Annotated in this window: 12 protein-coding genes and 1 tRNA gene; 7 read left to right on the top strand and 6 right to left on the bottom strand. The window is 65.7% G+C overall.

Annotation, left to right across the window (positions count from 1 at the left end; all coding sequences use genetic code 11):
* Positions 1–8 precede the first annotated feature (8 nt).
* Positions 9–728 (top strand): HAD family hydrolase, encoded by a 720-nt coding sequence (locus AB0J53_RS41910; RefSeq protein ID WP_364183058.1) that lies wholly within the window; start codon positions 9–11, stop codon positions 726–728.
* Between the two features lie 29 nt (positions 729–757).
* Positions 758–830: transfer RNA gene (locus tag AB0J53_RS41915), tRNA-Ala, on the top strand.
* Between the two features lie 129 nt (positions 831–959).
* Here the strand turns inward: AB0J53_RS41915 and AB0J53_RS41920 are convergent.
* Complete coding sequence (locus tag AB0J53_RS41920; protein ID WP_364183061.1) at positions 960–1,208, bottom strand: tyrosine-type recombinase/integrase; 249 nt, start codon at positions 1,206–1,208, stop codon at positions 960–962.
* Positions 1,201–2,166 (bottom strand): hypothetical protein, encoded by a 966-nt coding sequence (locus AB0J53_RS41925; protein WP_364183064.1) that lies wholly within the window; start codon positions 2,164–2,166, stop codon positions 1,201–1,203. Before AB0J53_RS41925 ends, AB0J53_RS41920 begins: the two co-directional genes overlap by 8 nt.
* 264 nt (positions 2,167–2,430) lie before the next feature.
* On the opposite strand from AB0J53_RS41925, the gene AB0J53_RS41930 reads away from it, so the two are divergent.
* The 3 genes from AB0J53_RS41930 to AB0J53_RS41940 all read left to right on the top strand — a co-directional run bounded on the left by AB0J53_RS41930 (position 2,431) and on the right by AB0J53_RS41940 (position 4,523).
* On the top strand, positions 2,431–3,084 hold the full coding sequence (locus tag AB0J53_RS41930) for a hypothetical protein (protein WP_364183067.1): 654 nt from the start codon (positions 2,431–2,433) through the stop codon (positions 3,082–3,084).
* Positions 3,081–3,242, top strand: a complete 162-nt coding sequence (locus AB0J53_RS41935) for a hypothetical protein (RefSeq protein WP_364183070.1) — start codon at positions 3,081–3,083, stop codon at positions 3,240–3,242. The genes AB0J53_RS41930 and AB0J53_RS41935 overlap by 4 nt, the downstream gene beginning before the upstream one ends.
* Before the next feature lie 834 nt (positions 3,243–4,076).
* A complete protein-coding gene (locus AB0J53_RS41940) occupies positions 4,077–4,523 on the top strand; it encodes a hypothetical protein (RefSeq protein WP_364183073.1) in 447 nt (148 codons plus the stop codon).
* Between the two features lie 275 nt (positions 4,524–4,798).
* Here the strand turns inward: AB0J53_RS41940 and AB0J53_RS41945 are convergent, their stop codons facing one another.
* A complete protein-coding gene (locus AB0J53_RS41945; RefSeq protein WP_357582918.1) occupies positions 4,799–5,353 on the bottom strand; it encodes a TetR/AcrR family transcriptional regulator C-terminal domain-containing protein in 555 nt (184 codons plus the stop codon).
* Positions 5,354–5,435: 82 nt separating this feature from the next.
* On the opposite strand from AB0J53_RS41945, the gene AB0J53_RS41950 reads away from it, so the two are divergent.
* Complete coding sequence (locus tag AB0J53_RS41950; protein ID WP_364183076.1) at positions 5,436–6,521, top strand: GNAT family N-acetyltransferase; 1,086 nt, start codon at positions 5,436–5,438, stop codon at positions 6,519–6,521.
* A 37-nt stretch (positions 6,522–6,558) separates the two neighbouring features.
* Here the strand turns inward: AB0J53_RS41950 and AB0J53_RS41955 are convergent, their stop codons facing one another.
* Positions 6,559–7,176, bottom strand: a complete 618-nt coding sequence (locus tag AB0J53_RS41955) for a DUF6461 domain-containing protein (protein ID WP_364183079.1) — start codon at positions 7,174–7,176, stop codon at positions 6,559–6,561.
* Between the two features lie 167 nt (positions 7,177–7,343).
* Here AB0J53_RS41955 and AB0J53_RS41960 point away from each other — a divergent pair, with 167 nt between their 5' ends.
* Positions 7,344–7,808 carry a hypothetical protein gene (locus tag AB0J53_RS41960; RefSeq protein ID WP_219504266.1) on the top strand — a complete coding sequence of 155 codons (465 nt, stop codon included), beginning with the start codon at positions 7,344–7,346 and terminating at the stop codon, positions 7,806–7,808.
* Between the two features lie 17 nt (positions 7,809–7,825).
* Here the strand turns inward: AB0J53_RS41960 and AB0J53_RS41965 are convergent, their stop codons facing one another.
* Together AB0J53_RS41965 and AB0J53_RS41970 are read right to left on the bottom strand one after the other, a co-directional pair.
* A complete protein-coding gene (locus tag AB0J53_RS41965; RefSeq protein ID WP_364183082.1) occupies positions 7,826–8,389 on the bottom strand; it encodes a DUF6461 domain-containing protein in 564 nt (187 codons plus the stop codon).
* Positions 8,386–9,378, bottom strand: a complete 993-nt coding sequence (locus AB0J53_RS41970) for a WYL domain-containing protein (protein ID WP_364183085.1) — start codon at positions 9,376–9,378, stop codon at positions 8,386–8,388. Before AB0J53_RS41970 ends, AB0J53_RS41965 begins: the two co-directional genes overlap by 4 nt.
* Positions 9,379–9,421 lie beyond the last annotated feature (43 nt).

The following is a 9,421-nucleotide window of genomic DNA, read 5'->3' on the forward strand; positions in this document are numbered from 1 at the left end:
GCGAGGCGATGAGTGACGTCATCCCCATCAAACTGGCGTGCCTGGACCTTTCAGGCACCACGGTCGGTGACATCGCCATGGTCGAGCGCGCGTTCGCCGAGGCGATCGCGACCCAGGGCATAGTCCCCGGGACCGGGGCCTACGCACGTGCCATGGTTCACGTGCACCGGTCCCGGGGCCGCCCGACCATCGATGTCTTCCGCGGGATCTTCCCCGACAACGAAGCACAGGCCCAGGCGGCGAACCTCACGTTCGAACGCTCCTACGAGGGCGCCATCGAACGCGCCGGCCTCATCCCGACGCCCGGTGTCATCGAGGTCTTCGACAAACTCCGGGGCTCCGGCGTCCACGTCGCCCTGATCACCGGCTTCAGCCGCACCACGCTGAGCCGGGTCCTCGCCATGCTCAACTGGCATGACAAGGTCGACCTCGCCATCACCCCCGAAGACGCGGGCGGCCGCGGCCGCCCCTGGCCCGACATGGTCCTGCACGCCGTGCTCCGCCTCGGCATCCCCGACGTCCGTCAGGTGGCGGTCGCGGGCGACTCCGAAAGCGACATGCTCTGCGGCCGCAGCGCCGGCGCCGCCATCGTGGCCGGCGTCCTCACCGGCGTCCACAGCCGCGAACGCCTGGTCAAAGGCGGCGCCACCCACCTCCTGGAATCGATCAACAGCCTCCCCGACCTGATCCTCACGGACGACCTCGGCACGACGCAGGTACCCGCGTAGGTTCGGTAAGCTAGCTTTCGTTCGCTCAAGGGGCCTTAGCTCAGCTGGCAGAGCGCCTGCTTTGCAAGCAGGATGTCAGGAGTTCGAATCTCCTAGGCTCCACTCATATGAAAGCCCAGGTCAGCGGCCTGGGCTTTCGATCTTTGTGGGGCTGGTTCTGGTGCCGTGCCCGATGGCTTCTTGGCCAGTGCGCCGCGTGCGAGGGCGTCAAGCTCGCGCGCCACTTTCGCGCTAGCGCTCGTCGGTGGAGTGCTGGTAGATGAGCGCTGCCCGGGTGCTGGAGTGTCCCATGCGGGTCATCAGATCTCGGGTGGACGCGCCCACGCTGGCGGCCAGGGTGTTGCCGGTGTGCCGCAGATCGTGGAAGTGAGTCTTCGACACGCCCGCGTCTTCGAACGCCTTGGCCCAGACGCGACGGTTGAAGCTGGTGTTGCGCAGCGCCCCGTTGTCCGGTCCGGCGAAGATCCAGGGTCTAGACATCCGGCAATTCCGGTACCCGCCAAGTGATCAAAAAGCGCTGCTCGGGGGGAAGACCCGGCCGGCCGACTGTCCTGCCCTCTTTGACGAGGTAGGTAAAGACCAGCAAGTGGGCCTCCTCGGAGACTTCCAGCCAGCTCTCCGGGGAGAGCGTCATAACCTCCCTCATGAGGCTCGGGTCCGACTCTGCGCGCAAGATCTCCTCGCGCTCCTCCTCGTCCAGGCTGTCATCGCTATGAAACGCCTTGATCGAACGCGCCAGCAGGTTCGGCTCGGCGCGCAGGCGCCGCAGAATCTGGCCGCAGGCGAAGTCGAAGGCCTCGCGGGCCGTGTCTTCATCCATCTCCTGGCTAGGGGACTGGTAGCCGTAAGGGCTACCCCCCTCTTCGCCGACGTACTCGCCCTTCAAAATGCGCAGTAGAGCGTACAGGAAGAACTCAGCGCCGTGCTGCTCGATGACGCGGAGGTTGACCTTCACCCACTCCTCTTCCGAGACCAGAGGATCGTGCCTGGCGGTGAGCGCCGGGTCGAGCTGGACCGCATTGAACGGGTTGATCATCACTCCCGCGACCATCTCGGGAGTCCAGGAGCCGCCATCATCACCCCAGCCCTGCGCTAGGACGAATTCCCGGGCTGACTTCAGGGCGCCCGCGTCGCCTTCCTTGACTGCGCGCCACAGCGGAAGGAAGCGCGCCACCTCGATGTCAGGGTCCCGCGGCGGTCGGCAGCAGCCCGCGAGGAACGAGACGATCGACTCGACGGTCTCCCAGCGGGGCGAGCGCAAACCTTTGAGCGTGCTTCGAACACCCTCGTGGCTAACCGTCGCAGGATAGGGACCATCCTTGATCGAATCGCTGACTCGGCGGTGGCTGGGCCGCCCCGCCGCCCGGTGGAGCTCCTGAAGCGCCATTGTCAGCTTTCCAAGAGCCTCGTGACTTTCCAGGTGCGGTGAGGTTGACATGGGCAGCGCCCTTGATCCTTTCAGGCGTCAGATCTTGTCAACAGCCTAAGGAGGGTAGGGAGCGTGTGAGTCAGCTTCCGCCAATTTCCGCGATCGGCTGTCAACAGTCGACACCCTCGGCCAGGGGGCGCTGAAGATGGTTGAGGCGGCAGAAAGCCGCTCGCGCCGTTCAGCGATGGAGGGGCCATGCATATACCCGCGTACGCTCAGAATGAGCTCCTGAACGCAATGCCGACTACAACGAGCAAGAACCAGGAGCTGGGCGTGAATTGCGCCCTGTGCGACGAGCCCTTTGCAAGTCCGGGGAATCAGCGCATCGCGGTGGAACCCGGCAACGACGATTCCCTCTACGCGTGCCGCGACTGTCTCACTGCATTCGTCGCCCAGGTTCGCCGGGAGCGCCACGCTGCGAGTGAACGCGCTGTGGAGAGCGCTGGCGACACATTGCCACCAGCGCTGAAGCGCTACCTGTCGTCGGTCGAGAATGTCCGGCGCGCGGGAGATGCGGTAGAGCGCCTTGCCGAGGCTGGGAATCTGGAGCCACTGCAACTCGCGTGGCTAGTGGTTTCACTGGAGTCCGCCCACGCATGGGCGATGGAGGAGCGACCGGTGCCACTATCTCCCGAGGGCGGCGCTGAAGTGAAACGCATTGAGTTCGCACTCTTCCTCCAGATGCACCAGGTCAGGAGCCTAGTGGCGAACATCTTCACCTATTACCTCATTAATCAGGCTGCCCCAGCCGAGCCTGAGACGTGCGCTGAGTTCGAGTGCCCGTCGGACTGCCAGGGGCGCCACGACGTCGAACACATCGACTGCGGTCCCGACGAGATCTACGAAGCTTTGGAGGGACACGGCGTGATCATTCGGGATGAGGACGCTGACCGAGAGGACGATATGAACGCGGAGGTGTCCTCGTGAACTGGAACACCCTGACACTCTTCATGCTCGCGGGCTTCGGCTTCCTCACCCTCATGATCACCCAATTGAGGGAGGTCTTGGCCAAGCTCCCGGAGCTGATCCGGATGTTCCGTGCAGTTCGCCATGCGATCGACAAAAAGGCGAATAGGCAGGAGTAACTGGTTGTGCTGGTCTCTCAGCCTTCTCGGAGGATCGTTACGGCCGACGTCTCGTAGTTCGTTGGGGAGTGCTGCGTAGCAGCGCCACGGCAACACGGTCACCTTCGACCACACAGCACGGCCCGTATCGACTGCTTAACAAGTGCGGGAGGAAGCTCACGAGGCGTCCGCCCTTCCCAAAGGGGCAGATGACGATCAGCGGTTGCAGCGGAACTACGTACAGCAGCCCGATACAGCAACGCCGGCGTACAGCAGCATGCTTAACCAGTCACCATCGACCGCTTGACCAGGCGAAAGACCGCTCGACCTTGTGACTGGCTCCCGTTTGCAAGTTCGAATCTCCTAGGCTCCACCAGGACAAGCGCCTCGCAACCGATCTTGGTGCGGCGCGTTTTTGCCATTGATGCGCTACCAGCCTCCGGTGACTCCTGCTGTCCGGCCGCCACCTGGGTGCGGCGCGGCCACTGTCCTGGCCCATACGGACCTTGAGCCCGGCCAGGCTCGCGCCCGCCGTACGTGGCGAGGTGTTGGGTCAGGGCGGGGACGATCGCCAGGGGAATGCTGCACCTGCACCTTCCGGGGCGTCGAAATCGATGCTGCTACGACGAAGCGCCCCAGCGCAGGCTCGCGAACATGGACAGCAGGACCCGGGCATTGAAGCGCCGGTCAGCCAGTTCGAAGACCTGGGCCACGGTGAGGACCGGACGCTCGGGCGTGTGCTCGCTGTCGGCGCCCTTGATCCGACACGGGTTCCGCGGGATCGGCTCGCGCTCAGTGGGGGTAGCACAGCGACGAACCGGTGCACGATCATCCTGTACGTGGCGATGCTTTCGGTTGCTGGCGATCGGCCTTCTCAGTGGTGTCGCAGTGCTGCCGCTCATAAGGCTCCAGCGCGGCGAGAACTTCGAGCATGCCCGACTCGCAGCCTTGACGGCGCTGGACGCCGGACAGGTCATAACCGTTCCGCTCGCGCTGCTGGTGGGCGTCGTGCTGACCGCCAAGCGGTCGTGGACGCGTACACCTGGCTACACTCTTGGCTCGATCACGACGCTGTTCGGCGTGGTCGTCGCAACGCAGGCGTGGGCGGCGATGAACTGGGTTGAAGGACGACCTTCCGGGATCGGTGATCCGGACGGGGAGTTCGTCGTAGCCGTCGTCGCCCTGTTCTCCGGCGTGATCACGACCCTTGTGGGCGCACTCGTCCTCCTCTTTCGAAGGACCGGCTACGAGTCGCAGACGGCATCGTCGCGCCGTCAGCGCTCGGCGCGTCTCCGTGGATGAGACTTCGCTGCATACCTTCACGAGGTCTTCTTGTAGAAGTGCGTAGAAAGGGACGAGCAGAACCAATGACGACGTTCAAGAAGTGGAACCGCGCCGATCACATTGAGCAGGCCGGAGGAGAAGAGGCCCTCGCTGCGACCCGGCGCATCGTTGACGAATTCATCGCTGATCGGCAGCTACACGTCGACAAATTTGGGCATCGCTCCGCTCGGATTGCGCCTCGTCCATTGAGCTGTTCCGGATTGGTACCACGGCGTGCTGGCTGGGCTCGGCGGTTATCGGTGCAGGAGGGCGTCGAGTCCCGCCTCGATGATGGTTTCGGTGTCCACTGTGTGGGCCGCGTGCAGTGATGCGTAGAGCGGGGCGATTTCGTGGTCGACAGGGGCGTCTCGCTCGTGGCCTGCCGTCGGAGTCGTTGTCGCGCTGCCGATGACGAAGTTCGACAGCGCGTACGCATCGCTGAGGGGGTCGGTCGCGCCGCGCTCGGCGAGCAGGACGCACATGCGCTCGGAGAGGCGCAGGTAGTTCGGCCCCCTGGGGGCGCGCATGGCGATGACCTGGCACGCCCAGGGGTGCCGTACGAGATGGCGGTAGTAGGCGAGCATCAGGGCGTGGAGCCCGGCCTGCTTGAGGGCTTCCTGCAGTTGCGTGTCGCGCCCGAGTGCGTCATCGAGCGCGAGGTCGTAGAGGTCGTCGACCGACGTGACTCTGGAGTACAGGCTGGCAGGAGCCACTTCCAGCCGGAACGCGACGGCGCGGACGGTGAGCGCTCGCAGTCCGCCCTCGTCCAGCAGCTCCACGGCCGTTCGTGCGACGTCGCGCACGTCCACGGCGCGCGCTCTGCGGACAGGCTTGCGGCGCTCCCAATAACTCACATGACCACTTTATCCGAACTATGTTAGCTTACCCGGTATGTTGGATGCCAGCCTTCTCCCGCTTCGCAACAAGGGTGCAGTGTTGCGTGCTATGCGCCCCGCCGACGCCGGCGCGTATGCCGCGGGCACAGCCGACCCCGCAGTGCGTCAGTACGCGCATCTGCCGGAGCCCGAGTACACCGAGGCGTCCGTGAAAGCGTCTATCGAGGGGACGATCCGCGAAGGGATGGAGCGCGGCGACCTCGCGGTGCTGGCCGTCGCCGACCCCGCCGACGATGCCTTCGCCGGGAGTCTGGTGCTGTTCGGCGTGGAGGAAGGCTCTGTCGAGGTCGGCTTCTGGGTGCACCCGGATCACCGGGGCAAGGGCGTCGCCGCGGCGGCGCTGGATCTCGCGGTCGAGTTCGTCAGGCGCAGCGGATTCACCAGGCTCGCAGCCCGTACCGTTCCTGAAAACGAGGCGTCTCGGCGGGTGCTCGAACGGTCCGGCTTCGGCCGAGGCGAGGAGACCCGTGGCGTCGCCCCTTCGGGCCAGGAGGTCGTCGCGCAGCACTACGCTCTCGACCTCGAACCGATCACGCTGTTTCCCTTGGAGACGGAGCGGCTACGGCTGAGGCTGTACCAGCAAGCCGACGTACACGCATTGTGGCGCACCTACAGTCGTCCCGACGTCGCCCGCTATCTTCTCGAAGAGCCGTGGTCGGAGGAGGACGCTGCCCGTCGTATCAGCGAGCGGATGGTGCGGACGGGGCTCGACAGCCGGAATGCCGCTCTTGCCCTGATCATCGAGCATGAGGGCGCGGTCGTCGGCGACGTGGCGATCTGGCTGACCGACGTGGAGCGTCGAGTCGCCGAAATCGGCTGGGTGATGGACCCCGCCCACAGTGGCCGAGGGTTCGCGACAGAGGCCGTGCGAGCCGTGCTCCGGCTGGCATTCGAGCAGTACCGGGTGCACCGGGTCGTAGCGCAGATGGACGCTCGCAACGAGGCCTCCGCACGACTCGCGCAGCGCGCCGGAATGCAGCGCGAAGCCCACCTCCGGCAGGACTGGTGGAGCAAGGGCGAGTGGACGGACACCTTCGTCTACGGCGCTCTCGCCACCGACTTCCCCGCCGGAAATCCTTGATGAGCGATGGGGCGCGCCCCGAACGGTCGTGGCGTGCTCATCGGGGCGGAGGCACCAGGCCGCACAGGTAGGTGGACTCCTCCAGCAACTGTGGCGTCAGCTTGACCCCGGTGACGTGCTCGGCCAGTGCGAACGCCGCCTTGTCGTGATTATCGGAAACGCTGTCGTCGCCGGCAAGGTCGAAGCCGACTCGTTGCATGACCTCCACGAGTTCGTCCGGGGAACTGCCGTGGCGGGAGTAGGGGAAAAGCGGGTCGAAGAAGAGGCGAATCTCCCCGTCTTCCACCCAGTAGAAGTAACCGACTGCGTTGACGTTGCGGGAATGCGAAACGAGTCGCGTATCGGCCGACAACGGCAGGATGGTTTTCCTGCTCACGCCCAGGTGCCCGTTCACCTCGACGATGAGCAGCCAATCCCCGAGGGAGACGGTTCCGAAATGCTTGCCGTCCCGGGTGCCGAATGTGCCAGGGTCGGGGTAGGAAGCAGTGATCAGCTCATCGAGCGTCTTACGAGGGGAAGCTGCGGCCTGGGCACCGAGACGGGTCATCAGTAACTCGGGGGTCATGTCGCGGACAAGGGTGAAGCAGTACGAGTCCGCCAGGTCGGGGAACCGGTCGTCGTTGAACCAGAGGTAGTCGACAGCATTCGGGATCATTTCGGCATCCTCTCAGCCGCAGCCAAAGGCCGGGACCGAGGCTGAGCCAAAGCTAAGCGCTCGGGCGCCGGGGTGAACGTTCCGTACTGATCAGCTCTGGCGAGGTGACTGGACAAGAACTGTCTAGCTCACTAGCCATGAATGGCATATCCCTCTACGCTGACGTCATGCGCTCACGTTCCGATGAAATTCTCGACGAATTCGGGCCCGTGGAGAACATCGGCGAGAACGAGCCCGAAGCCATCACCTACCAGGCCACCGTCACGCGCATCGGCAAGCACTGGACCGCCACCGTTCGTGACCTCCCCGGTGGGCAGACAGCCCACGTACAGGGTGCGAGCTGGAAGGAGACCAAGGAGAACGTCGTCGACTGCGTCCTCAAGCTCCGCGAGGACAAACCCGACGCCGTCGCCGTTCAGTTCGTCCCCGGTGACCCTGAGGTCGCTGCCGCGCTGGCCACCGTCTCCGCGGCTCGCAGCGCCCGTGTCCAGGCCGAGCTGGCCGAGCGGGATGCGGTCTATCGGGCCGCTCGTCTTCTGGTCGGCAAAGGGTGGAGCACCCGAGACGCGGGCAGCGCACTGGGCTTGTCCCACCAGCGCATCTCCCAGATCGCTCCACGCCCGGCGAGCTAGGCGGCCGAGGTCCGGCATCACGTTCTGGGGATGGCGCCCCACCGGAACGTGCAACCTTTCAACAATTCCTCCGTCAGCCTGATCCCGGTCAGGTGCTCGACGAGAAGGAAAGCCGGCCCCTTGTAGAGGTCGGGAAACGACGGGTAGAGCCGGTCGATTTCGGCCATCGTCTCCACGAGCTCGTCCGGTGTTCCGGTCGGATCATTCACATCGGCTCCGTGGCAGAACCTGATCTCGCCGTCCTCGCACCAATAGAAGTAGTCCAGGCCCTTCAGGCTGAGCGCGGCCTGGGAGACGAGGCGGGTGCCTCGGGAAAGCTCGGCGATCAGGTTCTCGTCGATGACGAGCCAGTACGAGTCGAAGACGAACGTCCAATCCCCGATGGCGGTGACGCCGAGAGGATCCCCAGGGCGTGGATATTCATCCGGGTCGCCGGGGAAGGGGCCGGGCGTGAAGTTCTCCCATTGGCCGCCGAGGCGGGCAATCACCTGTTCGGGCGCGGCACGGACGTAGATGAAGCTGTAGCACTCCCCGGCGTATTCGTCGCAGAGCCACGAGACGTCGAGAGGTCGCAGGGTCATGGCGTCATGCTGTCAGCCGCTACCGACAGGGCCGGGGGCAAGCAGGCGTATCGCTCGACGAGTGCGTTGCCGATCGCGGCCAGGTGGTCCCGCACGCCTGGAGGGCCGGTCACCTCGAGCCATTCGGTCAGCCCGGCGAGCTCGACGGCGAGCGCGTACTCGTTGTTGCCGCGGATCACGACCTCGATGCGGCCGTCCACCGTGGGACCTCCGACCTGGAGCCGACCGCCGAGCAGCGCCCGCAGCAGCCCTATCCCCTGGGGCGCGCATACCGCCTGGGTCTCCAGGGGCGTCCGCCTGCGGTCGATCTCGTCGGCGATCTCGCGCCAGCTCTCGGCCAGGTCGAAGCCCGGGGGCCGGTGCACGGGATCGCCAGTCGGGTCGGCGGAGGACACGCGGTCGATCCGGAAGCTCCGCAGGCCGGTCCCGGTGTCGGAGACGAGGTACCAAGACGGGCCTTTGGCGACGATGCCCAGCGGGTGGACGGTTCTCTCGGTTTCCGCGCCTTCGCGGTCGACGTAGCCGAGCCGCACCTGGACGCCGCGGATCACCGCGTCCTGGAGCTCGTCGAGGAAGCGAGGCGGCGGGTGCTCGACCCGGCTCGACCCCCATCGTTCCGGGTCCCTGGCCAAGGAGGTCGCCGCCGTTTCGGCCTGCACCCGGAACGGCTCCGGCAGGGCACGGACGAGCTTGCGCAGAGCCGCTTTGACGGCCGGCGTCGTAGCGGAGGCCGGGCCGGCGACCAGGAACAGGGCGCGGGCCTCACTCTCGGTCAACCCGGACAGGTCGGTACGGGCGCCGCCCACGAGACGCCAGCCGCCGCCTCGGCCCTGCGTGGAGTAAACGGGCACCCCGGCCCTGGCCAGGGCGTCGAGGTCGCGGCGGGCGGTGCGTTCGGAGACCTCCAACTCTCGGGCGACCTCTGCCGCCGTCACCTGCTCGCGTCGTTGCAGCAAGAGGAGGATGGCCACCAGCCGGTCAGTTCGCACGCCGACGACACTTTCACAGGAAACCGGTCATGAGGTGACCGGT

Source organism: Nonomuraea sp. NPDC049725, from assembly GCF_040674795.1.
Classification (GTDB): domain Bacteria; phylum Actinomycetota; class Actinomycetes; order Streptosporangiales; family Streptosporangiaceae; genus Nonomuraea; species Nonomuraea ceibae.

Bases quoted from the DNA above. Each gene is read 5' to 3' on its own strand.
- AB0J53_RS41950 (WP_364183076.1), top strand. From the start codon at position 5,436: ATGTTGGATGCCAGCCTTCTCCCGCTTCGCAACAAGGGTGCAGTGTTG.
- AB0J53_RS41965 (WP_364183082.1), bottom strand. From the start codon at position 8,389: ATGACCCTGCGACCTCTCGACGTCTCGTGGCTCTGCGACGAATACGCC.
- AB0J53_RS41925 (WP_364183064.1), bottom strand. From the start codon at position 2,166: ATGTCAACCTCACCGCACCTGGAAAGTCACGAGGCTCTTGGAAAGCTG.
- AB0J53_RS41910 (WP_364183058.1), top strand. From the start codon at position 9: ATGAGTGACGTCATCCCCATCAAACTGGCGTGCCTGGACCTTTCAGGC.
- AB0J53_RS41960 (WP_219504266.1), top strand. From the start codon at position 7,344: ATGCGCTCACGTTCCGATGAAATTCTCGACGAATTCGGGCCCGTGGAG.
- AB0J53_RS41955 (WP_364183079.1), bottom strand. From the start codon at position 7,176: ATGATCCCGAATGCTGTCGACTACCTCTGGTTCAACGACGACCGGTTC.
- AB0J53_RS41920 (WP_364183061.1), bottom strand. From the start codon at position 1,208: ATGTCTAGACCCTGGATCTTCGCCGGACCGGACAACGGGGCGCTGCGC.